General features: G+C 68.1%; 28 protein-coding genes and 1 tRNA gene. 14 read left to right on the top strand and 15 right to left on the bottom strand.

What is annotated here, in order from left to right:
- Positions 1–15 precede the first annotated feature (15 nt).
- Together Pth03_RS29535 and Pth03_RS29530 are read right to left on the bottom strand one after the other, a co-directional pair.
- The gene (locus Pth03_RS29535) at positions 16–1,050 is read right to left on the bottom strand and encodes a hypothetical protein (protein WP_203947685.1); all 1,035 of its coding nucleotides are present in this window, start codon (positions 1,048–1,050) and stop codon (positions 16–18) included.
- Positions 1,047–1,385 carry a PadR family transcriptional regulator gene (locus Pth03_RS29530; RefSeq protein WP_239119460.1) on the bottom strand — a complete coding sequence of 113 codons (339 nt, stop codon included), beginning with the start codon at positions 1,383–1,385 and terminating at the stop codon, positions 1,047–1,049. The genes Pth03_RS29535 and Pth03_RS29530 overlap by 4 nt, the downstream gene beginning before the upstream one ends.
- A gap of 316 nt (positions 1,386–1,701) precedes the next feature.
- Between Pth03_RS29530 and Pth03_RS29525 the strand changes: the two genes are divergently transcribed.
- Together Pth03_RS29525 and Pth03_RS29520 are read left to right on the top strand one after the other, a co-directional pair.
- The gene (locus Pth03_RS29525; RefSeq protein WP_203947684.1) at positions 1,702–2,538 is read left to right on the top strand and encodes a hypothetical protein; all 837 of its coding nucleotides are present in this window, start codon (positions 1,702–1,704) and stop codon (positions 2,536–2,538) included.
- Positions 2,535–2,894 (top strand): winged helix-turn-helix domain-containing protein, encoded by a 360-nt coding sequence (locus tag Pth03_RS29520; protein WP_203947683.1) that lies wholly within the window; start codon positions 2,535–2,537, stop codon positions 2,892–2,894. Before Pth03_RS29525 ends, Pth03_RS29520 begins: the two co-directional genes overlap by 4 nt.
- Positions 2,895–3,302: 408 nt before the next feature.
- Here the strand turns inward: Pth03_RS29520 and Pth03_RS29515 are convergent.
- The 4 genes from Pth03_RS29515 to Pth03_RS29500 all read right to left on the bottom strand — a co-directional run bounded on the left by Pth03_RS29515 (position 3,303) and on the right by Pth03_RS29500 (position 6,318).
- Positions 3,303–3,378 (bottom strand) — tRNA-Thr (locus tag Pth03_RS29515).
- Between the two features lie 48 nt (positions 3,379–3,426).
- Entirely contained in the window at positions 3,427–4,386 is a 960-nt protein-coding gene (gene rlmB, locus Pth03_RS29510) for a 23S rRNA (guanosine(2251)-2'-O)-methyltransferase RlmB (RefSeq protein ID WP_203947682.1), read from the bottom strand.
- Positions 4,387–4,408: 22 nt separating this feature from the next.
- Entirely contained in the window at positions 4,409–5,803 is a 1,395-nt protein-coding gene (gene cysS, locus Pth03_RS29505) for a cysteine--tRNA ligase (RefSeq protein WP_203947681.1), read from the bottom strand.
- Positions 5,804–5,937: 134 nt separating this feature from the next.
- Entirely contained in the window at positions 5,938–6,318 is a 381-nt protein-coding gene (locus Pth03_RS29500; protein ID WP_203947680.1) for a PPOX class F420-dependent oxidoreductase, read from the bottom strand.
- Positions 6,319–6,489: 171 nt separating this feature from the next.
- Here Pth03_RS29500 and Pth03_RS29495 point away from each other — a divergent pair, with 171 nt between their 5' ends.
- On the top strand, positions 6,490–8,049 hold the full coding sequence (locus Pth03_RS29495; RefSeq protein ID WP_203947679.1) for a DUF2637 domain-containing protein: 1,560 nt from the start codon (positions 6,490–6,492) through the stop codon (positions 8,047–8,049).
- A 134-nt stretch (positions 8,050–8,183) separates the two neighbouring features.
- Here Pth03_RS29495 and Pth03_RS29490 read toward each other — a convergent pair whose 3' ends face one another.
- The 3 genes from Pth03_RS29490 to Pth03_RS29480 form a co-directional block, all read right to left on the bottom strand.
- Positions 8,184–8,462, bottom strand: coding sequence for a GlsB/YeaQ/YmgE family stress response membrane protein (locus Pth03_RS29490; protein ID WP_203947678.1), 279 nt, complete (start codon positions 8,460–8,462; stop codon positions 8,184–8,186).
- A gap of 204 nt (positions 8,463–8,666) precedes the next feature.
- The gene (gene ispF, locus Pth03_RS29485; protein WP_203947677.1) at positions 8,667–9,122 is read right to left on the bottom strand and encodes a 2-C-methyl-D-erythritol 2,4-cyclodiphosphate synthase; all 456 of its coding nucleotides are present in this window, start codon (positions 9,120–9,122) and stop codon (positions 8,667–8,669) included.
- A 17-nt stretch (positions 9,123–9,139) separates the two neighbouring features.
- Positions 9,140–9,622 (bottom strand): CarD family transcriptional regulator, encoded by a 483-nt coding sequence (locus tag Pth03_RS29480; RefSeq protein WP_030510364.1) that lies wholly within the window; start codon positions 9,620–9,622, stop codon positions 9,140–9,142.
- A gap of 256 nt (positions 9,623–9,878) precedes the next feature.
- Here Pth03_RS29480 and Pth03_RS29475 point away from each other — a divergent pair, with 256 nt between their 5' ends.
- The gene (locus tag Pth03_RS29475) at positions 9,879–10,502 is read left to right on the top strand and encodes a copper chaperone PCu(A)C (RefSeq protein WP_239119459.1); all 624 of its coding nucleotides are present in this window, start codon (positions 9,879–9,881) and stop codon (positions 10,500–10,502) included.
- A 75-nt stretch (positions 10,503–10,577) separates the two neighbouring features.
- Here Pth03_RS29475 and Pth03_RS29470 read toward each other — a convergent pair whose 3' ends face one another.
- Positions 10,578–11,267, bottom strand: a complete 690-nt coding sequence (locus tag Pth03_RS29470; RefSeq protein ID WP_203947676.1) for a response regulator — start codon at positions 11,265–11,267, stop codon at positions 10,578–10,580.
- A complete protein-coding gene (locus tag Pth03_RS29465; RefSeq protein WP_203947704.1) occupies positions 11,264–12,373 on the bottom strand; it encodes a sensor histidine kinase in 1,110 nt (369 codons plus the stop codon). The genes Pth03_RS29470 and Pth03_RS29465 overlap by 4 nt, the downstream gene beginning before the upstream one ends.
- Before the next feature lie 183 nt (positions 12,374–12,556).
- Here Pth03_RS29465 and phoU point away from each other — a divergent pair, with 183 nt between their 5' ends.
- The gene (phoU, locus tag Pth03_RS29460) at positions 12,557–13,216 is read left to right on the top strand and encodes a phosphate signaling complex protein PhoU (protein WP_203947675.1); all 660 of its coding nucleotides are present in this window, start codon (positions 12,557–12,559) and stop codon (positions 13,214–13,216) included.
- Positions 13,217–13,681: 465 nt separating this feature from the next.
- Here the strand turns inward: phoU and Pth03_RS29455 are convergent, their stop codons facing one another.
- Genes Pth03_RS29455 through mshA form a run of 3 tightly spaced genes read right to left on the bottom strand, consistent with a single transcriptional unit; the run spans position 13,682 to position 16,258 of the window.
- A complete protein-coding gene (locus Pth03_RS29455) occupies positions 13,682–14,425 on the bottom strand; it encodes a phosphoglyceromutase (RefSeq protein ID WP_203947674.1) in 744 nt (247 codons plus the stop codon).
- Positions 14,426–14,478: 53 nt separating this feature from the next.
- On the bottom strand, positions 14,479–14,964 hold the full coding sequence (locus Pth03_RS29450; protein ID WP_203947673.1) for a type III secretion system chaperone family protein: 486 nt from the start codon (positions 14,962–14,964) through the stop codon (positions 14,479–14,481).
- Positions 14,965–14,974: 10 nt separating this feature from the next.
- Entirely contained in the window at positions 14,975–16,258 is a 1,284-nt protein-coding gene (gene mshA, locus Pth03_RS29445) for a D-inositol-3-phosphate glycosyltransferase (RefSeq protein WP_203947672.1), read from the bottom strand.
- A gap of 227 nt (positions 16,259–16,485) precedes the next feature.
- Between mshA and Pth03_RS29440 the strand changes: the two genes are divergently transcribed.
- The 3 genes from Pth03_RS29440 to Pth03_RS29430 all read left to right on the top strand — a co-directional run bounded on the left by Pth03_RS29440 (position 16,486) and on the right by Pth03_RS29430 (position 18,658).
- Positions 16,486–17,235: an SDR family NAD(P)-dependent oxidoreductase gene (locus Pth03_RS29440; protein ID WP_203947671.1), complete on the top strand. Its 750-nt coding sequence runs from the start codon at positions 16,486–16,488 to the stop codon at positions 17,233–17,235.
- Positions 17,232–18,041: a class I SAM-dependent methyltransferase gene (locus tag Pth03_RS29435; RefSeq protein WP_203947670.1), complete on the top strand. Its 810-nt coding sequence runs from the start codon at positions 17,232–17,234 to the stop codon at positions 18,039–18,041. The genes Pth03_RS29440 and Pth03_RS29435 overlap by 4 nt, the downstream gene beginning before the upstream one ends.
- A gap of 113 nt (positions 18,042–18,154) precedes the next feature.
- A complete protein-coding gene (locus Pth03_RS29430) occupies positions 18,155–18,658 on the top strand; it encodes a GNAT family N-acetyltransferase (protein ID WP_203947669.1) in 504 nt (167 codons plus the stop codon).
- 38 nt (positions 18,659–18,696) lie between these two features.
- Here the strand turns inward: Pth03_RS29430 and Pth03_RS29425 are convergent, their stop codons facing one another.
- On the bottom strand, positions 18,697–19,212 hold the full coding sequence (locus Pth03_RS29425) for an O-acetyl-ADP-ribose deacetylase (RefSeq protein WP_203947668.1): 516 nt from the start codon (positions 19,210–19,212) through the stop codon (positions 18,697–18,699).
- A 51-nt stretch (positions 19,213–19,263) separates the two neighbouring features.
- Here Pth03_RS29425 and Pth03_RS29420 point away from each other — a divergent pair, with 51 nt between their 5' ends.
- From Pth03_RS29420 to Pth03_RS29395, 6 genes are all read left to right on the top strand, one after another.
- Entirely contained in the window at positions 19,264–19,620 is a 357-nt protein-coding gene (locus tag Pth03_RS29420; RefSeq protein ID WP_203947667.1) for a BlaI/MecI/CopY family transcriptional regulator, read from the top strand.
- The gene (locus Pth03_RS29415) at positions 19,617–20,528 is read left to right on the top strand and encodes a M56 family metallopeptidase (protein ID WP_203947666.1); all 912 of its coding nucleotides are present in this window, start codon (positions 19,617–19,619) and stop codon (positions 20,526–20,528) included. Before Pth03_RS29420 ends, Pth03_RS29415 begins: the two co-directional genes overlap by 4 nt.
- Positions 20,529–20,596: 68 nt before the next feature.
- Positions 20,597–21,028, top strand: coding sequence for a helix-turn-helix domain-containing protein (locus tag Pth03_RS29410; protein ID WP_203947665.1), 432 nt, complete (start codon positions 20,597–20,599; stop codon positions 21,026–21,028).
- 3 nt (positions 21,029–21,031) lie between these two features.
- On the top strand, positions 21,032–21,490 hold the full coding sequence (locus tag Pth03_RS29405) for a hypothetical protein (RefSeq protein ID WP_203947664.1): 459 nt from the start codon (positions 21,032–21,034) through the stop codon (positions 21,488–21,490).
- A 226-nt stretch (positions 21,491–21,716) separates the two neighbouring features.
- Positions 21,717–22,049, top strand: a complete 333-nt coding sequence (locus Pth03_RS29400) for a DUF2516 family protein (protein ID WP_203947663.1) — start codon at positions 21,717–21,719, stop codon at positions 22,047–22,049.
- Positions 22,050–22,082: 33 nt separating this feature from the next.
- Positions 22,083–22,817: an alanyl-tRNA editing protein gene (locus tag Pth03_RS29395; RefSeq protein ID WP_203947662.1), complete on the top strand. Its 735-nt coding sequence runs from the start codon at positions 22,083–22,085 to the stop codon at positions 22,815–22,817.
- Positions 22,818–22,894 lie beyond the last annotated feature (77 nt).

Genomic DNA, 22,894 nt, shown 5'->3' with positions numbered 1-22,894 from the left:
GGCAGCCGCCCCCGATCAATGATCACGTAAGGTGCCGTCGGTCGGGTCCTGCTGTGGAATCGGGCCTTGAGGGACGCTACGGCGCCCCGCGTAGTAAATGGCATTGATCGCCGCCATGAGCAGACCAAGTGCGATCAGTCCGGCCACGCATGTCCCGATCGCTGCGAGCCGGTTCAGCCGGTACTCGGAGGCACCGTAGGCGAACACGGCCCAGGGAAGTGCCACCATGACGATGGCCAGGGGAAGCTGCCGGTTCCACCGCATGCATACGGCAGAGACGATCAGTGCGGTCACCAGGACAGGCCCTACCAAGGAACCCACATCCTTAAGGACGACAGGGCTGAGGTACCAAGGGGCGACGGGCGTAGCCCAGGGAAGACTGTCGGCGTAGATGAAGCCATGAACGAGCGTGGCGGCCGAGAGGATCCCAGTGATGGTGACGGTGGCGATCACCAGAGTCTTGCGGTCCGACGGCAAGCGTTTCAGCGGATCGACCGGCGCAGCCAACACGATGCTCCCAAGCAGCGTCAGGGCGCTCAGCAGGTAGAGCCGTGGCCGGTCTACGCCGGTCAGCCACGCGAGGGGAATGATCGCAACTGACGCGGCCACTGCCACCGCTGTCAGGAACCGTGCCACGCCGCTTCGGCCAGTGATAGTCGTTAAGAACACCAGCAGCCACGTGAGATAGACGATGGGGCCCAGCGTGGGGAAAGGGCCGAGATGACCGAGGTACTGATCACGAAGATAGGGGTTAGGGGCCCAGGTCCATTCGGCGCAGACAAGGAACACACCTGACAGTGCGATGGCCGACGCTGCAGCCAGGGGTGCGGCGCTGGCCGCCAATGTCCCTGGCACCGAACCGACAGTCAGTCCGATGCGTTGCCGGAGCGCGTGGACAGCGAGATCGGCCGCTTCGCGCACGGCCTCGATTGGTCCGCGTCCGGCCAGCGAGTCACGCGCCGTGCTAGTGATCTCCGACTGATGCTCGGCGCGATAGGCCAGCGGGTACAGGCCGACAATGATCCGGATGAGGCGCTCTGACACCGTCATGCCGTCACCTCCCCCGCCCGCAACCGCAGGCGCCGGTCCGCCTCCCGAAGGGTGGCGCGCAACCGTTCCATCTCCATGGCCAGCACATCGGCGCCCGCGCCGGTCAGCGCGTAGTAACGCCGGTGCCGCCCGTCAACCACATCCTCACCGACGACATGCACCCAACCTTCTTGCTGTAGGCGGGACAACGCGGCATACAGCGTTCCCGTTCGCAGTCTGATCCGCCCAGAGGAGATGTCCTCGACCTCCTTGATGAGCGCGTATCCATGCCGAGGGGCATCGGCCAGGGCGGTGAGCAGCAGCAGCGTCGGCTCCTGCATCGTCGTCGGTGCCATGCGTGCATGATAAGACGACGATCAGCATATGTCGATGAAGAGGGCATGTAGCGTTACATCTCGATGGCACGTGGGCCGACGCCACGCATGCCATCACATGCAGCTGCAGCACACCGCGTTCTCTGCGGTGCTTTCATAACGCGCGTCCCTAACCGCGCTCAGGCTCTGCGACTTAGGCAGCGACGATCCGACGCGATGTCTTTCAAGACTGTCTCCCTTCCATCACTCTTGACTGCCAAGTACTTTGCACTACAAAGTTAGCCATCGGTGGACAGTGCTCGCTGTCCAGACTCCGAATGCGAGCAGGGGATACTGCATGGACACACCTGCCCTAGCCGGTTCTGAAGAACCCGAGGCGTGGCCTCAAGAGCCAGGCGCATTGCTCGCTGAGACCGACGCATTGCGATCAAAGACGCGGATGCAGTTGCGAGGCTCGTGGGTGCCGCTGCTGGGCTTTGGCCTCATGTCACTCGCGGCGGTTCCCTTCGCCCGCTATGCCTTCAACTTCGGCGCACATGGTCGATCGGTGGCCTCCTATCCGGCTTTCGCGTACGCCGAACTGAAGGGACTGTGTGTCGTCCACGTCCCCGGCACTCCTTGCAATGCCCACGAGTTCGACGGGGCGATCCTGCAATTCGTAGCGTGGGGGCTCTGGTTCCTGCTGTTGCCTCTGGACTGGCTGGCCTTCGCTCGTTGGTATCGCCGGCGTGGCGAAAGTCGCGGAATCCTACCCCGCCGGGCTCGATGGGTCTGGGCTACGAGGATCACACTTGTGCTGGTTATGTTGGCGTTGCTCGCTCTCCTTTTCATCGGCGAGCAGCCTTGGGAGGCGGTTCTCATCGAGAACGCGTATACGTGTCCGTGGTATGTCGTAGGGGTGGGCCTCCTTGTTCTCGGCCTTCTCGAACGTAGTTGGATCACTGCTGTAGCGGGACTGTGCCATGCGGCGCTGCTGTCGGCATACCTCTCCTCATCTTGGGGCGCCGGTTGGCTCCCGTGGGCGTACCCCGCCGAGTCAGGCTGGACCGATGGCCCGCAATTCAAAGCGTTCCTACTGGCAGCGATTCTGCTTGTCGCGGGCCTTGCGGAATGGGGATCGGCGATGCTGCAACGTGCACCGCGCACTACCGCGCTGATCACAAGAACCACATGAAAGCGGACGCCTCGCCCGCAGAACCCGATGACGCGGGCGTGCTTCATCCGACGTATGCGCTGGACGACACCGTTCACCAGCGCGTACGGCTCGGCATCCTCTCGATCACTCGCGAGGCCGATCAGGTGGAGTTCGGTTTTCTCAAGAACCAGCTCGCGGTCACCGACGGCAACCTGTCGCGGCACCTGAAGGTGCTCGAAAACTCGGGCTTGATCGCCATGCGCAAGGGCTACGAGGGCAGGCGTCCCCGAACGTGGGTCTCAATTACCTCAAAGGGCAAGCGCGCGTTGGATGCCGAGGTTCAAGCGCTTCGCAGGCTCGTCCACCGCCTGGACACGGGAGGGACGTCGTCCTGAATTACTCCGTCCAGGTCGGCGCCCTTTCGTACGTCCGCTATTTTGGCGTCTCCGCTTATGCACTGAAGATCTCGGAGACCGCCGGACATCCCGTGTGATCATCCTCGATGAATCCTGCCGCAGCCAAGCGGATGCACTCATGAGATCGCATTCCAATCAGGGACGATCACGGTGACGTGCTGAGACGTGACGGTCACCTGGACCGAGGCCGACTGCCCCTCCAAGGCTGACGGCTGACATCTACGGCCACCTCATGGAGGGTGATCGGCGCGCGGCGACCGAGGCCATTTCCGGCGCTCTCCTGGGGAAACGGGGGCCAGTGGCTCCCAAAGGCTCGGAAGAGACCGGATGATCCACCAAATCACAAGGCCCCTGACGGCGAATCGCCTGGTCAGGGGCCTTTCCATGTGGAGCCGCCTTGGGGAATCGAACCCCAGACCTTCTGTTTACAAGACAGATGCTCTGCCGATTGAGCTAAGGCGGCGTATCGGCACGAGTCTAGTGGTCGACCGCCCCTACCGTCACCGGTGAATCACCGCCGACGATGCCGGGCGGCCTCGTAGAGGGCGATGCCGGCGGCCACTCCTGCGTTGAGCGACTCGGCGGCGGCGAACATCGGAATCTTCGCGACCTGGTCGCACGATTCGCGGACAAGGCGCGACAGGCCCTTGCCCTCCGAGCCGACGACCACGACGAGCGGCTCGGCCAGCAATTGCACGTCCGCGATGTCGACCGTGGCCGAGCCGTCCAGGCCGATCACGAACAGGCCTTCCTCACGGTAGGTCTGCAGCGCCTGGGTCAGGTTGGCCGCCCTGGCGACCCGGAGATTGGCCAGCGTGCCTGCCGAGGTCTTCCACGCTCCGGCGGTGACTCCGGCCGATCGGCGTGCCGGGACCAGCAGGCCGTGGGCGCCGAACGCCGTCGCCGACCGGGCGATGGCGCCCAGGTTGCGGGGGTCGGTCACGCCGTCCAGCGCGACGATCAGGGGCACTTCGGCCGCGGCACGCGCCGTCTCGACGAGGTCTTCGGGGTGCGCGTACTCGTACGGGGGGATCTGCAGGCCCACACCCTGGTGCACGCCGCCCTCGGTCAGCCGGTCGAGGCGGTCGCGCGAGACCTCGAGCAGCGCGATCCCACGGTCAGCAGCGATCTTGATGGATTCCCGGACACGATCGTCGTTGTCGATCCGCTGCGCCACGTACAACGCGTTCGCGGGCACCCCGGCCCTGAGCGCCTCAAGCACGGGGTTGCGGCCGCCGATGACCTCCGGCGCGTCGTCCCTGCGTGCCCGCGGGGCGGGCCGGGCCGTACGCGAGGGGCGCCCGGCCGCCTCGCGCTCGATCCGCTCGGCGCGCGCCTTGTCCTTGTACCAGTGCCGCATGTGCGCGGGAGGCGTCGCCCCCCTGCCCTCCAGGGAGCCCTTGCCCTTGCCGCCGGTTCCCCGGCTCGCACCCTGCCTCTTCGAGGACTTCCCTGAAGCCTTTCCAGCCATGGTCTCTAGGGTACGGCCACGCCTACCGTGCCAGCTCCCATCGAGGACCCTGGGGGGTGTCCTCCACGACGATTCCGGCTGCGGCGAGCTGGTCGCGGATCGCGTCGGCGGCGCCGTAGTCCTTGCGCGCCCGGGCGGCCTGCCGCTGCTCCAGCGCGACGGCCACCAGCGCGTCGACGACCTCCCTGAGCCCGCTGTCGCCGGTGGTGCGCCACTGCGGCGATCGCGGATCCAGGCCCAGCACGTCGAGCATGTTCTGCGTCTCGGCCAGCAGCCGGGCGACCTGCTCCTTGTTGCCGTGAGCCAGGGCGACGTTGCCCTCGCGCACCACTTCGTGGATCACGGCCAGCGCCTGGGACACGTTGAGATCGTCGTCCATGGCGTCCACGAACGCCTGCGGCAGCGGCGCGGCGGCGTCCACATCGTGGATCACCTCGGCGGCCCGCGTGACGAAGCCTTCGATCCGCCGATATCCGGCCGCCGCCTCCTGGAGCGCCTCGTCCGAATAGTCGATCGGCGAGCGGTAGTGGGCCGCGACCAGGTAGTACCGCAACTCGACGGCACGGACCTTGTGGAACATCTCGGGGATCAGCAGCGAGTTGCCGAGCGACTTGCTCATCTTCTCGCCGCCCAGCGTCAGCAGGCCGTTGTGCAGCCAGTAGCGGGCGAACCCGTCGCCGGCGGCCTGCGACTGCGCGATCTCGTTCTCATGGTGCGGGAAGATCAGGTCGACGCCGCCGCCGTGGATGTCGAAGGTTTCGCCCAGATATTTGGTGGCCATCGCCGAGCACTCCAGGTGCCAGCCGGGACGGCCGCGTCCCCACGGAGTGGGCCAGGTCGGCTCTCCCGGCTTGGCGCCCTTCCACAAGGCGAAGTCGCGGGGGTCACGCTTGAGCGAGTCGGTGTCGGTGTCCCCGGCCGCCCACATGTTCTCCAGCTTCTGGTTGGAGAGCTTGCCGTACCTGTCGGCATAGGACATGACGTCGAAGTAGACGTCGCCGCCGGCCGCGTAGGCGTGGCCCTTGTCGATCAGCCGCCGCATCAGCTCGACCATCTCGGGCACGTGACCCATCGCGCGCGGCTCAACTGTCGGCGGCAGGCAGCCGAGCTGGTCGTACGCCCAGGTGAACGCCCGCTGGTTGCGCTCCGCGACGACGAACCAGGGCACGTCCTCAGCGGCGGCCACACGAATGATCTTGTCGTCGAGGTCGGTGACGTTGCGGCAGAAGGTCACGTCGAACCCCTGCCGCATCAGCCACCTGCGGAGCACGTCAAAGTTGACGCCGGATCTGATGTGGCCGATGTGGGGCGGAGCCTGGACGGTCGCACCACACAGGTACATCGAGACCCGGCCGGGCTCGACCGGTACGAATTCACGGACCGTACGCGTGCTGGTGTCGTAGAGGTTCAGGCTCACGAAGGCAAGGCTAACGCCTTATGCCACAGCACAGACCTACTTGAGCCGCCGTGAGCGTCGCCCGCGTCGCCTTTCCCTCACCCATCACAGCCACTTCAAACCCATAAGTCACTTCATAAGCTGAGATAACCACGTTAGTGCTGGTAGACCTTCTGCGGGGCGATGCGGGCAATCACGCGCTGATTGTCCGGGTTCTGCTCTTCGTACGGCTTGCCCGCGTACTTGAGCGACAGCGTCTGGATGAGCGAGCCCTCGGGGTCGTCCTCCAGCGAAACGGTCCCGCGAATCTCCGCATACCTGTACGGATTGGCCGGGTCGATCACGACGATCGCGACGCGGGGATCCCGGACCATGTTCAGGTGCTTACGGCGACCCTTGACGGTCGAGAAGATGATCTCGTCCCCTTCGGCCGCGACCCACACCACCGAGGACTGAGGCCCTCCGTCCGGGTTGACGCTCGTGATCGTGGCGTAGTTCGTCCCGTCGAAGAGATCGCGGACATCGTCAAGCAGCATCGGTTCGCCTCTCACATATTTGCCGAGGCAACGATCTTGCCACTCCCCCGGCGACGATCTCCAGTGCGATCGGCCCACTGACCCGACCGGAATTCTCCTGATTTTCAGGTACTCAACCGCCTTCACCGGGCCGGTCAAGCGGTCGGTGTCATTCTGTAGGCTCGGAAGGCCATGGACGCGACTCCCCCCGGAGCGGCAGGCATCGCCTCCCGCCCGTCCACCACGACCCCCGCCGTTTCGACTCACGCCGCCACGGACCCCGCAGGATCGGCCTTCACCGGCATCCCCCTGGTCCTCCGCCGCCTGGCGATCGGCCTCGCCGCGCTCATCGTGGCGGTGCTCGCGGGCGCGGCCTGCGCACTGTCCTTCGACGACATTCGCGCGCTCGCCATCACCGGTCAGGCGCGGCCCCACCTCTCCTACCTCTACCCGACGGCCTTCGACGCCCTTCTGGTGTTGTCCTTGGTCACCATTCCGCTCCTGCGCGGCGGACGCCTGCTGGTCCGCGCTCAGGCCGCTCTCGTCTTCGTCGTTCTGCTGGCGACGGCCGGTGCGGCGACGGTCGCCACCGCGACACACGTGGTCTTCGACATCGAAGGAGCGGCGATCGTCGTCGGGCTCGTGCCCTGGGTCATGCTGGTCATCGGTTTGTGGATGTTGTTGCTCCTGCTGAAGCACGCACGCGCGTCGCGAGCCGACCTGGACGGCACCGCCGACCCCGGCGACATCGTGCCCTTCATCGAGGATCGCCACCCTCACCCCGTCGGCGGCCCGACGGCCCCCTATCCCGCGCTGCCCGGTGTCGACGCCTCTCCAGAGCAGGCTCCGCCGCTTCCCGCGATCCCGTCGGCCGCGCATCAGCTCCCCTCCGACGACGCGATCACCGGGCACCTCGAAGCCGACGAGCCCACCGACACACCCGCCGACGAGCCCACCGACGCACCCCCCGGCACACCCGCCGACGAGCCCGTACGGACCACGTCCGACGCTGGGCCGGCTCCGGAGGCCCTGCCCGTGGTCCCGCCGACGGCGGCGCCGAAGACTCCTGTGGTCAGCGACCTCGAGTCGGCGTTCGAAGACGACCGGCCCGCCCCGAGCCGGCCCAACCGGCCCAACCGGCCGATCCGCTGGGGCGACTTCGTCCGCCCCCACACCGGTGACGTGCTCGTGCACCCCCGCACCCCGGCGACGCCGCCTTCTCCTGTCCAGGCAAGCCCGGCCGAGCCGAACCCCGCCGAGCTGAGCCCGGTTGTCGACGCGAGCCCGGCGGCCGAGCCGAACCCTGCCGAAGTGACCCCGGTTGCCGACGTGAGCCCGGCCGAGCAGGGTCTCGCCGACCCAGGCCCGGCCGATGCACCCGCCGCCCGAGGTGGAACCGAGAACGACTCCGCGCGACCGTCCGCCGAACGGCAGGACTTCCTCCAGACCATCGAGGCCGCCCTTCCTGACCCGGCGGCCACCAACCCGGTCCCCGCCCCCGTGACCATCGAGAGCCCGCGGATCGAGACCCCGCAGATCGACGCGGCGGAGATCGATGCGGCCGAGGTCGACACGCAGCCGCTGCGCCAGATCAAAGCCGTGCCAGATCCCGCCCACACCTCCGAGCTCGCCGATCCTGAGGAGCACGCGGAGGCCGAGCAGTACAGCCCGGAGATCGAGACGGTCCCGGCGGGCGGGGAGGAGCCGCCGCCGTCCGGACGCCTGCGCAGCACCCCGCTCCCGCCCAAGTGACCTGACCCCGGGGGTTGCCAGGCCATGGCGCGGCAGGGTCGTTCCGCGCGTATGAGACGGGCATGAGAAGGCCCCCCCGGCGGAGGCCGGAGGGGCCTTCTCGACGTTCGGAGGGCCGTCACCCTCCACAGACCTCACACGCGGGTTTTGCCACTTCTGCCACGGATAGCGGAGACGAGGGCGACACCGACAACCGCCAGCACCACCTGCATCACAAGCTCGATCCAGTCGATGCCCGGGGTGGTCGCGACGCCCAGGTTCTGGGCAATGGCCGTTCCGATTAGTGCCGCGACGATGCCGACGACGATGGTCAGGATCCAACCGATCGCCTGCTTGCCCGGCAGGAACAGACGCCCGAGGGCACCGATGATCGCACCGATGACGATGGCGCCGAGGATGGACTGGATTGTCATATCGACCTCCCGTTGGGGGGTTGCCCCCTTCACTCTCAGGAGATTCGCTACCCTGCGCCCGCGAATTATGCACCCGTCGAACGAAAAAGAGGGCGGCGACTCCTTACCGCGCCTGGTCGAAGTCGCCGCCCGCCGTACTAATAAGACGCGTCCGGGTGTTTTCTGGTTGTCATGTCCGTTTGGACCGCACCATTTCGCCCGGCATCAGCCGAAGATGATCGCGTTGGCGATGGCCGCTACGCCCTCTCCCCTGCCGGTGAGGCCCAGGCCGTCCGTCGTGGTAGCGGTGACGCTCACAGGGGCGCCTGCGGCCGTTCCGAGGGCCTTCTCCGCCTCCGTACGGCGGGGCGCCAGCTTGGGCCGGTTACCGATGATCTGAACCGCTATGTTGCCGATCTCGAATCCGGCGGCCCGCACCTGGCGTGCGGTCTCCTCCAGGAGCGTGATTCCCTGAGCACCGGCCCAGCGCGGGTCCGATGTGCCGAACAGACCGCCGATGTCCCCGAGCCCGGCCGCGGACAGCAAGGCGTCGCAGCAGGCGTGCGCCGCCGCGTCGCCGTCCGAATGTCCCGCGAGCCCGGTCTCACCCGGCCAGTGCAGGCCGGCGAGGTGAAGCTCCCTGCCGAAAGCAAAAGGGTGGACGTCGACTCCGACGCCCACCCTTGGCGATGTCGTTTTCAGGAGTTCAGCACCTCGTCGAGCAGCGCCTCAGCCTTGTCCTCGTTGGTCTTCTCGGCCAACGCGAGCTCGCTCACCAGGATCTGGCGCGCCTTGGCCAGCATGCGCTTCTCACCCGCGGACAGGCCCCGCTCCTTGTCGCGTCGCCACAGGTCACGAACGACCTCGGCCACCTTGTTGACGTCACCGGACGCCAGCTTCTCGAGGTTGGCCTTGTAGCGGCGGGACCAGTTGGTGGGTTCCTCCGTGTGCGGCATGCGCAGCACGTCGAAAACTCTCTCGAGCCCCTCTTGCCCGACGACGTCGCGCACACCGACGAGCTCGGCATTCTCCGCTGGCACCTGTACGGTGAGGTCGCCCTTGTCGACCTTCAGAACCAGGTAGGTCTTTTCCTCACCTTTGATGGTTCGGGTCGTGATGGCCTCGATCCGAGCAGCCCCATGGTGGGGGTAGACGACAGTGTCGCCGACCTGGAAAGTCATGTGACGAGTACCCCTTCCGCTGTACTTCAGGGTACCACGCGATTACAGACTCCCGGAACAGTGAAAGGAACATAACTGCAGGTCAAAGCCTCGTTTTGGGACTTGACAACCGGTCGACTCTATGAATGGCATTCCCGACATACAGGGTGACCTGCACTGCTACGGCGTGGCACCGGGGAGCCGGGTGGGGACCGCCGGGGAGCCCAGATAGGCTGATTCCCGCCCTTATACCTGTGCACCAAGGAGTACTCGAACCGTGACCAGCACCCGCCACCGCAGGGCGATCGCCGTAGCCGGGTTCTTCGCCTCAATCCCTGCCCTGGCCGCGTGTGGCGCCGGGTTCGAAGCCAACACCAACAAGGCGTACGCGCCGACCGAGGCGGGCGTGCTCATGCAGGACGACGGCTCGACCCGCACCTACGGCGACAAAGGCATCATGATCAGCCAGGCGTTCGTCCTCGGACCCGACTCGGGACAGCAGATCGCCGCGGGGAGTTCGGCGCCTCTCCACCTGACGATCGTGAACCGCGAGAGCGCCCCGGACACCCTGATGGGCATCGCGTCCGCCGACGGGCAGCTGAGCTCCGTGACCCTGCCTGCGCCGGTCCCGCTGCTGAACGACCAGGCGGCCAAGACGCCTCAGGCCACGGTGGACGGCCTCAAGGAGCCCCTCCTGGGTGGCGAGAGCCTCAAGCTGACCCTGCAGTTCGCCAATGCCGGCGACATCACGATGTGGGTGCCCGTCGTGACGCGGAGCCGGGAGTTCGCGACGCTGCCCCCGGCGCCGACGCCCACCCCGACTTCCCTCCCGACCGCTCCGGCCGACACGAGCGGAACGACCGGTACGACGCCGACCCCCACCGGCACGCCCGCAGGATGACGGACGGCCAAAAGGCATAAAGGCTCTGCCCGGTACGGCATGCCGTACCGGGCAGAGCCTTTTCTACGGGTGAGGTCAGTCCTCGGCGGGATCGAACTTGTAGCCCAGCCCGCGCACCGTGAGGATGCAACGCGGGTTCGACGGATCCGACTCGACCTTGGCGCGCAGCCGCTTCACGTGGACGTCCAGGGTCTTGGTGTCCCCGACGTAGTCGGCGCCCCAGACCCGGTCGATGAGCTGACCTCGGGTCAGCACCCGGCCGGCATTGCGCAGGAGCACCTCGAGCAGCTCGAACTCCTTCAGGGGAAGCTGTACCTGCTCTCCGCGCACCGCCACGATGTGCCGGTCGACGTCCATGCGCACCGGACCCGCGGCGAGGATCGCCGACTCCAGCTCCTCGACGTCTCCCTGCCGGCGCAGGACGGCCCGGATGCGCGCCACCAGCTCACGCGACGAGAAGGGTTTGGTCACGTAGTCGTCGGCGCCGAGCTCCAGCCCGACGACCTTGTCGATCTCGCTGTCCTTCGCGGTCAGCATGATCACAGGTACCTTCGACCTCTGCCGGAGCGAACGGCACACCTCCGTGCCGGGCAGGCCCGGCAGCATCAGGTCGAGTAACACGAGGTCGGCGCCGTTGCGGTCGAAAGTGTCCAACGCCTCGGGCCCGCTGGCCGCGACAGCCACCTCGAACCCTTCCTTGCGCAGCATGTAGGACAAGGCGTCGGAAAACGACTCCTCGTCCTCCACGACGAGTACTCGAGTCACTTCGTGGCCTCCAGGGGGCTGGTAGTGCGTTGTTCGGCGACCGCCGTCCCGCCGAATGCGGGCAGGCGAAGGGTGAAGGTGGATCCGGAGCCTTCCTTGCTCCAGACCGTCACCTCGCCGCCATGGGCGACGGCGACGTGCTTCACGATGGCGAGCCCGAGCCCCGTACCACCGGTCGCTCGGGACCGGGCCGCATCGACCCGGAAGAACCTCTCAAAGATACGTTCCTGTGCGCTTTCGGGAATACCGATCCCCTGGTCGCTGACGCTCACCTCGACCGTCCGCCCGGCCGGCCTGGCGCTCACCACGACGCGGGTGTGCTCCGGGCTGTAGGCCACGGCGTTGTCGATCAGGTTGCGCAGGGCGGTGACGAGGAGTTCGTCGTCACCCCAGATCCTCAGACCGTCGGTGCCGCCGGCCACCAGCGTGATGTCCTTCGCGGACGCCTTGGTGTTGCACCGGTCGATGGCCTCGTGCACGGCCTCGTCGATGGGGACGGGGCCGGGAGTCGGCACCGGCTCTCCACCCTGGATCTTGGACAGCGTGATCAGGTCCTGCACCAGGTAGGTGAGGCGGGCCGCCTCGTGTTGCATCCGCCCGGCGAACCGGGTGACGGCCTCGGGGTCGTCGGCCGCGTCCTGGATCGTCTCGGCGAGCAGGCTCAACGCGCCGACCGGCGTCTTGAGCTCGTGGCTCACGTTGGCGACGAAGTCCCTGCGGACGGCCTCGACCTGACGGCGCTCGGTCTGGTCCTCGGCGAGGACGAGCACCTGCCCGTTGGAGCCCAGCGGGGCCACGCGGACGGCGAAGGTCGTCGATTCCTGGCCGAACTTGCGGCCGGCCGTCTCGATCTCGCTCTCGCGGATCTCGCCGTCGCTGCGGACCTTCCTCGCGAGGGCGAGCAACTCCGCCGCCATGAGAGAATCGCCACGCACCAGGCCGAAGGCCCGGGCCGCCGAGCTCGCCCGCATGACCCGGTCGTCGCGATCGAGAACGACCGCCGACGAGGGAAGCACTGCGAGGACGGACGCGACTCCCGGCGACAGCATGTCGTCGACGGGCTCAGCCTCACCGCCCTTGTCCGTCTGCCGCCGGATGGCCAGCATGACGAACGTGCCGAGGACGAATCCGCCCAAGGCCGCCAAACTTGCCAGCAACTCGTTCACTCTTGAATGCTAGGCGGGATTTCCGGTTACCTGACCTGGGGGATAGGCCATGACCATGGTGTTTCTGGGAAAGTTCATTCGATGGCAGTGATTCGTTCACGAAATCACGCGTAGCGTTGCGGCATGCGCGACGCCTATCACGATGAGCTGGAATCCCTGACGGGACAGCTGGTGGAAATGACCCGCCTGGTCAGGTCCGCCATGTCCCGGGGAACCACGGCACTCCTGGACGCCGACCTGCAGCTCGCCGAGAGCGTTATCTCCCAGGATGGTGAGGTCGACCGGATCTACAACGAGATCGAGACCTCCATTTACGAGTTGATGGCGACGCAACAGCCGGTCGCCGTCGACCTGCGCACCGTCGTGACGGCCCTGCGGATGGCGTCCGACCTCGAGCGTATGGGCGACCTCGCCGAGCACATCGCCAAGATCGCCCGGATGCGCCACCCCGTGTCCGCGATCCCCCCGGAGCTCCGCGACACCATCGTCGAGATGGGCGCGATCGCCGAGAATCTGATCACCAAGACCGGAAGCTGCATCGCCTCCCGCGACATCGAGCTCGCCAAGGAGCTCGAAGAGGACGACGACGCGATGGACCGCCTGCACCGGCGGCTGTTCCGCGTCCTGCTCTCCGAGGACTGGTCGCACGGCATCGAGCCGGCGATCGACATCACCCTGGCCGGCCGCTACTACGAGCGCTACGCCGACCACGCCGTACGGGTCGCCCGTGACGTGGTCTACCTCGTCACCGGCACCCGTGAGGACGAGGCCCCAGCCAACTGATCCCTCCAGGGGCACAGAAGCCCCGGTCCTCGGGGGGCCGGGGCTTCTGTGTTTCTATGCCTCGCCTCCGGCGAGGCGGGCTCGGGCGCTGTGCTCAATTGCCTCGCCTCCGGCGAGGCGGGCTCGGGCGCCTTGAGGCGATGCCTTCCCTCGTCACGTCCTCGCTCGTACCTCGCTGCGGGCGTTCCTCAGTCCAGGCACCGCCGCGCCCTCGCAAGACGGGCGGCCTTCCTGATTCCAGATGCGGCCGCGCCTTCGCTGTGCTTGTTGGCCTCGCCTCCGGCGAGGCGGGCTCGGGCGCCTTGAGGCGATGCCTTCCCTCGTCACGTCCTCGCTCGTACCTCGCTGCGGGCGTTCCTCAGTCCAGGCACCGCCGCGCCCTCGCAAGACCGGCGGCGTACCTCAATTCAGGCACCGCCGCGCCCTCGCGGGACCGGTGGCGGTCCGGTCCCGCGTGGGAGTGGGCTACTTCTTGCCCTGGTTGGCGACGGCCTCGATCGCGGCCTTGGCGGCCTCGGGGTCGAGGTACTCCCCCGCGCCCGTGGGACGGAAGTCGGCGTCCAGCTCATAACGGAGCGGAATGCCGGTGGGGATGTTCAGCTGGGCGATGTCGGCGTCGCTGATCCCCTCCAGGTGCTTGACCAGCGCGCGGAGCGAGTTGCCGTGCGCCACCACCAGGACGGTCTTGCCGGCCGCCAGGTCGGGCACGATCTGGTCGTACCAGTACGGCAGCATGCGCTCGACGACGTCCTTCAGGCACTCGGTCCTGGGCTTCAGCTCGGAGGGCAGCTGCGCGTAGCGGGTGTCGCCCGCCTGGGAGAACTCGTCGTCGTCCGCGATCGGCGGCGGCGGGACGTCGTAGGAGCGGCGCCACAGCATGAACTGCTCGTCGCCGAACTCCGCACGGGTCTGAGCCTTGTCCTTGCCCTGGAGGGCGCCGTAGTGGCGCTCGTTCAGCCGCCACGAACGGCGCACCGGCAGCCAGAGCAGCCCGGCGGACTCCAGCGCGAGGTTCGCCGTCTTGATCGCGCGGGTGAGCACGGACGTGTGGACGACGTCGGGACGGATGTCCGCGTCGACCAGCAACTGCCCGCCGCGCCGCGCCTCGTCCTCACCGGTCGGCGAGAGCGTCACGTCCACCCAGCCCGTGAACAGGCCCTTGACATTCCATTCGCTTTCGCCATGCCTGAGCAGCACCAAAGTAGCCATGCCGGCAATCCTAACGGGGCATGGTTTTCGTCCCTCTTTACGCCATTACGCGCTCAGGGTTCGACGACCCGGGCGAAGGGCCGCAGGTTGGCGAGGGACTCGCCCCGCTTGACCCGCCACTCCCATTCGCGGCGGATCGACGACGCGAAACCGAGTTCGAGCGCCCGGTCGAACGACTCGTCCGAATAGGTCAGGACGCAGCCGAGCACCCGATCGATCTCCTCCTCCGTCACCGCGTCGAGCGGCAGCCGGCCCACCAGGTGGACGTCCCCGATGGAGTCGATCGCGAAGTGCACGCCGTACATCGAGCCGTTCTTGAGCAGCAGCCACCGGTAGAACTCGGCGTGGTTCTCGTCCGGCTGACGGCAGAAGAAGGCCTCGATGTTCAGCGCCTGGTCGCCGATGACGAGCCAGGTCAGCGTGGCGAGCTTGTGCTGACCCGGCAGCCTGACGAGGAACGACCCGGGCTTGGGCCGCTCGAAGGAGAGCTCCGCGGACTCGAGCGCGGATTCCACCACGCGTTCCAGATCGGGTCTCATGCTCCCCAGCCTACGAGTTGACCGTGAGGGGCACCCACTGCCGCTGCGTCAGGGCGCCCGCGTACACATCGGCCAGCTGGGCGGCCGTCGCCGACCAGCCGAAGCCGACGGCATGCCGTACGGCGTTGCCGGACAGGAAGCCCAGCCAGCCGGGCCGATCGACCAGCCCGCTCAGCGTCCTCGCCCAGGTGTCCGGTTCGTGCCCGCCGACCAGAACGCCGGACAGCCCGTCCCTGACGGCCGTGCGCAGCCCGCCGACCGAGGCGGCGACCACGGGGGTGCCGCAGGCCTGCGATTCCAGCGCGACCAGGCCGAACGACTCATTGTGGGAGGGCACGACGGTCATGTCGGCGGCCCGATACCAGTCCGCGAGCTCGTGTTGGGGCGCCGGGGGCGCGAGCCGTACGAGATCGCTGATGCCGAGCTCCGCGGCGAGGTCGGTGAGCAGAGACGGCCGGGCCAGGCCGTTGCCGCTGGGGCCGCCCACGCAGGCGACGATCAGCCGCGAACGCAGCGACGGGTCGTCGGCGACCATGCGCGCGGCCGCCTTGAGCAGGATGTCCGGAGCCTTGAGTGGCTGGATGCGACCGACGAACAGCAGGATGTGCGCACGCTGGGGCAGGCCGAGCCGGTGTCTGGCGGCGCCCTTGGAGGCGGGTTGGAAGACCGAGAGGTTCACACCGGGGTTGACGACGGCCACCCGGTCGGCCGGCGCGTCGTAGAGGCCGATCAGTTCCGCGGCCTCGGCGGCGGTGTTGGCCACGAGCCGGTCGGCGACGTCGACGACCTGTTGCTCGCCGACCACCCGCGCCGCGGGCTCGGGCCTGTCGCCCTCCGCGAGCAGCGCGTTCTTCACCTTCGCCATGGTGTGCATGGTGTGCACGAGCGGCACGCCCCAGCGTTCCTTGGCGAGCCAGCCCACCTGGCCGGACAGCCAGTAGTGGGAGTGGATGACGTCATAGCGGCCGGGGTCGTACATCGCCTCGGTGCGCAGCACGCCGGACAGGAAGCCGCACAACTGGCTGGGGAGGTCGGCGCGGTCCAGCTCCTCGTACGGCCCGGCCGTGACGTGACGCACGATCACACCGGGAGCCATCTCAACCATGGGCGGCAGGTCCCTGGCGGTCTGCCGGGTGAAGATCTCCACCTCGATGCCGAGATCGGCGAGCCGTTTCGCGACCTCGACGATATAGACGTTCATGCCGCCCGCATCACCGGTGCCCGGCTGATCGAGCGGTGACGTGTGCACACTGATCGTCGCGACCCGGTTGATCCGACGCCGTCCGAGCGACACCCGAACCACCTCCGAGGTCGTTATAACTGACAGAGTCTCACCAAGATTCCCCGGGTCCCCGGGGAAGTCCGTCGGCCGTCGGCCCTGAGACAATGTCGGCCGTCCGAAGGGCACCGTCCTGGACGCCGCCCCCACGGCCGACCAGGGGTTTCGGCGGCCGGCCACGACGGCCGCCCCTCCGCGTCCCTTCGGGACGCTCCACGAGTTTCTAGCGGTTCGGAGGAATCATGACCAAGACGGCAGTGGTGACCGGTGCGAGCAGCGGCATCGGAGCCGCGACGGCCCGCCGTCTGGCGGCGGAGGGGTTCGACGTCGTGGCCGCGGCCCGGCGGGGGGACCGCCTCGACAAGCTGGCCGCGGAGATTCCGTCGATCCGCCCCGCCACGCTCGACGTCACCTCCCAGGAGTCGGTGGACGCCTTCGCCGCCTCCCTCGACTCCTGTGACGTCCTCGTCAACAACGCGGGCGGCGCGTTCGGGCTGGAGCCGGTCGCGGAGGGACACGTGGACGACTGGCAGCGCATGTACGACGTGAACGTGCTCGGCGCCCTGCGGATGACCCAGGCGCTGCTGCCCAAGCTGATCGCGTCGGGAGACGGCGTGCTTCTGATGCTCACCTCGGTGGCCGGGCTGGTCTCCTACGAAGGCGGGGGCGGCTACTGCGCCGCCAAGCACGCCCAGACGTCGATGACCGAGACGCTCAGGCTGGAACTGGTCGGCGAGCCTGTCAGGATCATCGAGGTGGCCCCCGGCATGGTGCAGACCGAGGAGTTCTCGCTGACCCGTTTCCGCGGCGACGCCGCCAAGGCGGCCAAGGTCTACGAGGGCGTGCCCGACCCGCTGACCGCCGACGACATCGCCGACGTGATCGCCTTCGCCGTGACCCGACCCTCCCACGTCAACATCGACCGGCTGGTCGTCCGGCCGCGCGCGCAGGCGGCCCAGCACAAGGTGTACCGCGTGCCTGCGGGCGCGTGAGCTCCAGGCCCGCCCGCGGGCACGTCGGGGCGATCACCCGCGGCACCACGGGCCACAACAGGTTGCGGCGGTCCGATCGGTGGATCTCGGCCGTGTACGGCCCGATGCTGAGGTCGTCGCCGGCCGGTCCGCCCCTGGTGGTGGATCTCGGCTACGGCGCCTCCCACATCACGACATATGAGCTTTTCACCAGGCTGCGCCGGGTGCATCGAGCGGTCGAGGTCGTCGGCGTCGAGATCGATCCCGAACGGGTCGCCGCGGCCAAGCCGTACGAACGGGAGGGCCTGTCCTTCGTGCGGGGCGGCTTCGAGCTGCCCGTGCCCCGGTGTCCGCTGGTCGTGCGGGCCTTCAACGTGCTCAGGCAGTACGGCGAGGCCGCGGCGTGGGAACACTGGGAGCTCATGCGGTCGCGGATCGACCCGGCCGGCGTGATCGTCGAGGGCACGTGCTCGGAGGTCGGCCATCGGGCGGCCTGGGTGGCGCTCGGCGCCGAGGGCCCCAGGACGCTGACCTTCTCCGCCCGTTTCACCGGCTTCGAACGGCCCTCCGACCTGGCGGAGCGGCTGCCGAAGACGCTCATCCACCGCAACGTCCCGGGCGAGCGCGTCCACGCGTTCCTGTCCGACTGGGACCGTGCCTGGGCCACGTGCGCCCCCTACGGCTCGTACGGCTCCCGCCAGCGGTGGATCAAGGCGGCCGAGCTGCTGGCGCAGGACTGGCCCGTCGCCACGACGCCGCCGGACGGCGGCCGGGCGCGCTGGCGCCTGGGAGAGCTCACCCTGCCGTGGAAGGCAGTCAGCCCCTGAGGATCAGCCTCCGGCAAGGCGCCCATCGTCAGCCTCCGGCAAGGCGCCCATCGTCAGCCTCCGGCAAACCACCCATGGTTACGCGTTCATCCGGTATTGGTACCTTCCCAGCCATGCGCTTCGTGCTCGCCCCCGAGATGACCCCTGATCTCTTCGAGGAACTCCTCGACTGCTGGACGGAGGCCACCAACGCGGGCGGTGCGGTGGGGTTCGTGCCTCCCGTGTCACCGGAGGACATCAGGCCCACCGCCGAGAAGGCGCTGGCCAGGACCGAGGACGATCTCCTCGTCGGGTTCGACGACGACGGCCGGGTCGCCTGCTGGCTGATCCTGGCCGACAACGGGTCGGCGCTGCGGGCGCACTGGCGATGGGTGGTCCGGGTGATGGTCCACCCCAAGCATCAGGGCAAGGGGTACGGCAGGGCGCTCATGCTCGCGGCCGACGACGCGGCGCGCGGGCTCGGGCTTGAGGCGCTCCAGCTGACCTGCAGGGGCGGGACGGGGGTCGACGCCTTCTACGCGAGCGTGGGCTATCGCGAGGTCGGCCGGGTGCCCGGATCGATCCGGGTCGCCCCGGGCGACGACCGCGACGAAATTCACCTGATCAAGTGGCTCTGATCAGGGCAAACGGCCACGAGAGATACTTGGCCGAACGCTTACCCCAGTTCCTCCAAAGCGCGCTCAAAGACGGCATAAGCTGCGGGACTGAACAGCACGAAACGCACCTCGGTGACACGGGACCCGGCCTGCCGTACCGCCTGCAGAGCGATACGCGCGGCGTCTTCCATCGGCCATCGGTAGATTCCGGTCGAGACGGCTGGGAACGCCACGGCCGAGGCGCCCAGCGAGTCGGCGACGTGCAGCGACTCCGCATAGCAGGAGGCCAGCAGATGGGACCGGTCCTCGCTCCGCGAGTACACGGGCCCGACGGTGTGGATCACCCAACGGGCCGGAAGGCGGCCCGCCGTGGTGGCGACCGCCGCGCCCACGGGAAGCCCGCGCCCGTAACGCGAGGCGCGCAGCGCCCGGCACTCTTCGAGGATCTCCGGGCCGCCGCGCCGGTGGATCGCCCCGTCGACCCCGCCGCCGCCCATCAACGAGGAGTTGGCCGCGTTGACGATCGCGTCCACGGACTGCTCGGTGATGTCTCCTTGGACCAGAACCAGCTTCATCCGACTCACCTCTCTACGGGACGTAGTACTACCCCCGGTAGGCTGGAAAACGTGAAGGGTCTCGGCGAGCTTGAACGCAGCATCATGGACATCCTCTGGGCGGAGAACGCTCCGCTGACCGCCCGTGAGGTCGGACGAATGATCGAGGATCGCGACCTCGCGCCGACGACGGTGATGACCGTACTCGATCGCCTGTCACGCAAGGGATTCCTCAACCGCACCCGGGACGGGCGCGCCTGGCGCTACCAGCCCGCGGCGAGCCGGGACGCCTACGTCGCCGAGCTCATGCTCGAAGCCCTGGACCTCACCGGAGACCGCGACGCGGCGCTCACGCGCTTCGCCCAGGCCGTGTCGGGCTCAGAGGCGGAGATCCTGCGAAAAGCCCTCACGGAGCTGGAGGAGGAGTGATCGGGGCGGCGGTATTAGCGGCCCTCGCCACCGCGTGCGCGGTCGGCGCCTGGTGGCTGACATCCGCACGCTGGACGTGGCGCGCCCCGCGAACGGCCATCCTCCTGTGGCAGTCGCTCGGTGTGACCTGGGGACTCGCCTCCACAGGAGCGCTGCTCGCCTACGCGCTCGAGCCGTACAGGCGCGGCGTCGTCCACGGCCTGCTCGCCCTCCTGATCACCCTTGAGTACGGCGTGCACGAGCCGCACGACGTGGTCAGGCTGACCTCGCTGGTCGCGGGCCTGGCGCTGCTGGCCGTGCTGGTCGCCGTGCTGCTCACCGCCGGCATGCAGACCCTGCGCGCCCGCCGCCGGCATCGCCTGCTGCTGACGCTGATCGCCAGGGACGAGCCCGCCGTGCCGGGCGTGCGCGTGGTGGGATACCCCGGCGCCGCCGCCTACTGCCTCCCCGGCCTCAAGTCGCAGGTCGTGATCAGCGACGGCACGCTGAGTCTACTGTCGCCCGACGAGCTCGACGCGGTGCTCGCGCACGAGGCCGCCCACGTGCGCTACCGGCACGACCTGGTGTTGCTGCCCTTCGCGGCGCTGCGCCATGCCCTGCCGTGGTCGCGGGTCGTCAGGGACGCCCAGGAGTCGGTGAGCCTGCTCGTCGAGATGGCGGCCGACGACCGCGCCCGCCGCCAGTGCTCCCCCAAGCGCCTCGCCACCGCCCTGCTCCGGTTCGGGACCGCCGGCGTTCCCGCACCTCAGGGCGCGCTCGGAGTCTCCCCGGGCGCCAACGTGATGGCCCGGGTGAACCGGCTCGTGCAGCCCGCCGTCGAGCTTCCTGCGCATCACAAACTTCTCATCGTGACAGGCTCCGTCGTGCTGACCGCGTCGGCGCCCTTGCTTTGGCTGATTCCTGGCTGACGCTTGGGTGCTAGCTGGCGTTTATCGCTTAGTTTGCAATTGCAAGCACCACGAGGCAGACTAGGGGTATGGAACTGCCCAAAGTCGGCTCGCTCGGCGAGTACATCCGCCAGCAGCGGCAGCAGGCGAAGATCTCGCTCCGTCAGCTCGCCGCCCAGGCCGGGGTGTCCAACCCCTACCTGAGCCAGGTCGAACGAGGCCTGCGCAAGCCGAGCGCCGAGATCTTGAACCAGATCGCCAAAGGGCTGCACATCTCCGCTCAGGCGTTGTACGTGCAGGCCGGGCTGATCGAGGACCGCGAGCCGCACAGCGACGTGCTGGCGGCGATCCGGGCCGATGTCACGCTCACCGGGCGGCAACGCCAGGTGCTGATCGACATCTACGAATCGTTTCACAAGGAGAACCGGGCCGCTGATTCCGCCCGGCCGCCGCAATCGGCCGAGGATCTCGGAGACGACCCGGTTCTCCCCAACGGCATCACACCGGAGAAGGAAGGATAGCCCATGACCCTCGCAACCGAGGTGAAGAAGATCACGGAGTCCAAGCCCTTCTACGCGCTCACCGGCGCGGGGGACCTGGCCGTCGCGAAGATCCGCGAGCTGCCCGAGCAGCTGCAGAAGCTCCAGTCCCGCCGGGGCGAGCTGCGCGACACGGCCAAGGACCTCCCCGAGAAGGCCCGGGCTTACGCCACCACCGTCCAGGACAGGGCCGAGGCCGTCGCCAAGGACTTCCCCGAGAAGGCCAAGGCGTACGCCGACACCGCCGCCACCAGGTTCAACGAGCTCTACGACGAGCTCGCCCTGCGCGGCCGCAAGATCGTCAGCAAGGTCAGCGGCGAGGCGGCCCACGAGCTGACGGAGGTCTCCGAGTCCGCGAGCACCTCCAACGGCACCGCCAAGAAGGGCCCCGAGGGAACCGTCCGCAAGAGCGCCCCGCGCGCCAAGCGCCCCTCGCACAACTGAGCGCACGGCATCGCTGATGCCGAACCGTACGGCCCGCTCCCGCACATCGGGGGCGGGCCCTTTTCTTCCTTCCGCGACGCCTGCGCGGATGCCCGGGGTCAACTCAACGGGCGCTCAGCGTGCTTACAGCCGGTTGGGAGTGATACGCCTCTCCGGCTCGCGACACGGGTCGCTCTCGCGCATTAGTGTGGGGACGACAGCCGTCAATGACCGTCTGGGAGAGTCCATGCTCGGGAGCACGTACAGCGTGCTGGATCTCATCTTCTGGCTGCTCAGCCTCGGGGCCTTGATCCTTTCGGCGTGGGCGCTCATTCACGCGATCCGCATTCCCACACAGGCCTTCCCCGCCGCGGGCAAGCAGACCAAGCCGCTCTGGCTGGTCATCCTGGGTTTCGCCACCCTCTTCACCTTCGCCGCCGTGGTGCGGTACATCAGCGCGCTGAGCATCTTCACCATCGCGGCGGTCATCGCCTCCGGCATCTACCTCGCCGACGTGAAGCCTGCGGTGAACGGCTATCGCCGGGGAGGCGGCAACCAGGGCCCGTACGGCCCGTGGTGAACCCCGCCGCCGGCGACCTCTAGGCTTCCTCGCATGGGAACCGATGCCCTCGGGCGCACGGAGCGCCTCGAACTCGCCGACCAGACCCTGCGCGACTGGGAGGCGACCGTGCTCGCCGCCACGCCCGACGGGATCGTACTGAACAGATCGGCGTTCTATCCCGGTGGCGGCGGCCAGCCTGCGGACCAGGGCACCCTGCTGTGGCAGGGCATCGAAACCCGCATCGACGGCGTGCGCAATGGCGACGACCTGTATCTCATCCCGGCCGAGGGCGACCCGCTGCCGGCGCCGGGCACCGTCGTGCGGGCGGCCGTGGCCGACGACAGGCGCTCGGCCCTGATGCGCACGCACTCGGCACTGCACGTGTTGTGCGGCGTCGTGTTCCGCGACTTCGGCGCGCTCGTCACCGGCGGCAACATGGAGCCGCTCGTGGCACGCATGGACTTCAACCTCACCGAGGTGCCGCCGGGCTTCAAGGAGGCCGTCGAAGAGGCGTGCAACGCCGAGGTCGTCGCCGACCGGCGCATCGACGTCAGGGTGCTGCCCCGCGCGGAGGCGTTCGCCATCCCGGACATCATCAGGACCGCGACCAACCTGGTGCCCGAACACGTCCAGGAGGTGCGGATCGTGGACATCGTCGGCCTCGACTGCCAGGCCGACGGCGGCACCCACGTGGCCTCGACCAAGCAGATCGGCCGGATCAGGGTCGCCAAGATCGAGAACAAGGGCAAGGGATTCCGGCGGGTGCGCCTCGAAGTCAGCGACTAGGACACGGACCCACAACCGGCGCCATTCCTTGGCGGTTGCACCATTTGAGACCGAGACGTTGTCGGACACCCGGAAGT

The sequence above is a fragment of the Planotetraspora thailandica genome (assembly GCF_016863335.1).
In the GTDB taxonomy this organism is placed as follows: domain Bacteria; phylum Actinomycetota; class Actinomycetes; order Streptosporangiales; family Streptosporangiaceae; genus Planotetraspora; species Planotetraspora thailandica.
The sequence above is the reverse complement of the archived record's forward strand: the minus strand, read 5'-3'. Positions and strand labels throughout refer to the sequence as shown.

What these genes read in the sequence shown, in the direction of transcription:
- Pth03_RS29395 (WP_203947662.1), top strand. Translation starts at nt 22,083, where the DNA reads ATGGGAACCGATGCCCTCGGGCGCACGGAGCGCCTCGAACTCGCCGAC.
- Pth03_RS29430 (WP_203947669.1), top strand. Translation starts at nt 18,155, where the DNA reads ATGCGCTTCGTGCTCGCCCCCGAGATGACCCCTGATCTCTTCGAGGAA.
- Pth03_RS29535 (WP_203947685.1), bottom strand. Translation starts at nt 1,050, where the DNA reads ATGACGGTGTCAGAGCGCCTCATCCGGATCATTGTCGGCCTGTACCCG.
- Pth03_RS29480 (WP_030510364.1), bottom strand. Translation starts at nt 9,622, where the DNA reads ATGACTTTCCAGGTCGGCGACACTGTCGTCTACCCCCACCATGGGGCT.
- rlmB (WP_203947682.1), bottom strand. Translation starts at nt 4,386, where the DNA reads ATGGCTGGAAAGGCTTCAGGGAAGTCCTCGAAGAGGCAGGGTGCGAGC.
- Pth03_RS29440 (WP_203947671.1), top strand. Translation starts at nt 16,486, where the DNA reads ATGACCAAGACGGCAGTGGTGACCGGTGCGAGCAGCGGCATCGGAGCC.
- Pth03_RS29530 (WP_239119460.1), bottom strand. Translation starts at nt 1,385, where the DNA reads ATGGCACCGACGACGATGCAGGAGCCGACGCTGCTGCTGCTCACCGCC.
- phoU (WP_203947675.1), top strand. Translation starts at nt 12,557, where the DNA reads ATGCGCGACGCCTATCACGATGAGCTGGAATCCCTGACGGGACAGCTG.
- Pth03_RS29465 (WP_203947704.1), bottom strand. Translation starts at nt 12,373, where the DNA reads ATGCTGGCCATCCGGCGGCAGACGGACAAGGGCGGTGAGGCTGAGCCC.
- Pth03_RS29450 (WP_203947673.1), bottom strand. Translation starts at nt 14,964, where the DNA reads ATGAGACCCGATCTGGAACGCGTGGTGGAATCCGCGCTCGAGTCCGCG.
- Pth03_RS29525 (WP_203947684.1), top strand. Translation starts at nt 1,702, where the DNA reads ATGGACACACCTGCCCTAGCCGGTTCTGAAGAACCCGAGGCGTGGCCT.
- Pth03_RS29410 (WP_203947665.1), top strand. Translation starts at nt 20,597, where the DNA reads ATGGAACTGCCCAAAGTCGGCTCGCTCGGCGAGTACATCCGCCAGCAG.
- Pth03_RS29455 (WP_203947674.1), bottom strand. Translation starts at nt 14,425, where the DNA reads ATGGCTACTTTGGTGCTGCTCAGGCATGGCGAAAGCGAATGGAATGTC.
- Pth03_RS29520 (WP_203947683.1), top strand. Translation starts at nt 2,535, where the DNA reads ATGAAAGCGGACGCCTCGCCCGCAGAACCCGATGACGCGGGCGTGCTT.
- Pth03_RS29405 (WP_203947664.1), top strand. Translation starts at nt 21,032, where the DNA reads ATGACCCTCGCAACCGAGGTGAAGAAGATCACGGAGTCCAAGCCCTTC.
- Pth03_RS29495 (WP_203947679.1), top strand. Translation starts at nt 6,490, where the DNA reads ATGGACGCGACTCCCCCCGGAGCGGCAGGCATCGCCTCCCGCCCGTCC.
- Pth03_RS29400 (WP_203947663.1), top strand. Translation starts at nt 21,717, where the DNA reads ATGCTCGGGAGCACGTACAGCGTGCTGGATCTCATCTTCTGGCTGCTC.
- Pth03_RS29500 (WP_203947680.1), bottom strand. Translation starts at nt 6,318, where the DNA reads ATGCTGCTTGACGATGTCCGCGATCTCTTCGACGGGACGAACTACGCC.
- Pth03_RS29425 (WP_203947668.1), bottom strand. Translation starts at nt 19,212, where the DNA reads ATGAAGCTGGTTCTGGTCCAAGGAGACATCACCGAGCAGTCCGTGGAC.
- Pth03_RS29490 (WP_203947678.1), bottom strand. Translation starts at nt 8,462, where the DNA reads ATGACAATCCAGTCCATCCTCGGCGCCATCGTCATCGGTGCGATCATC.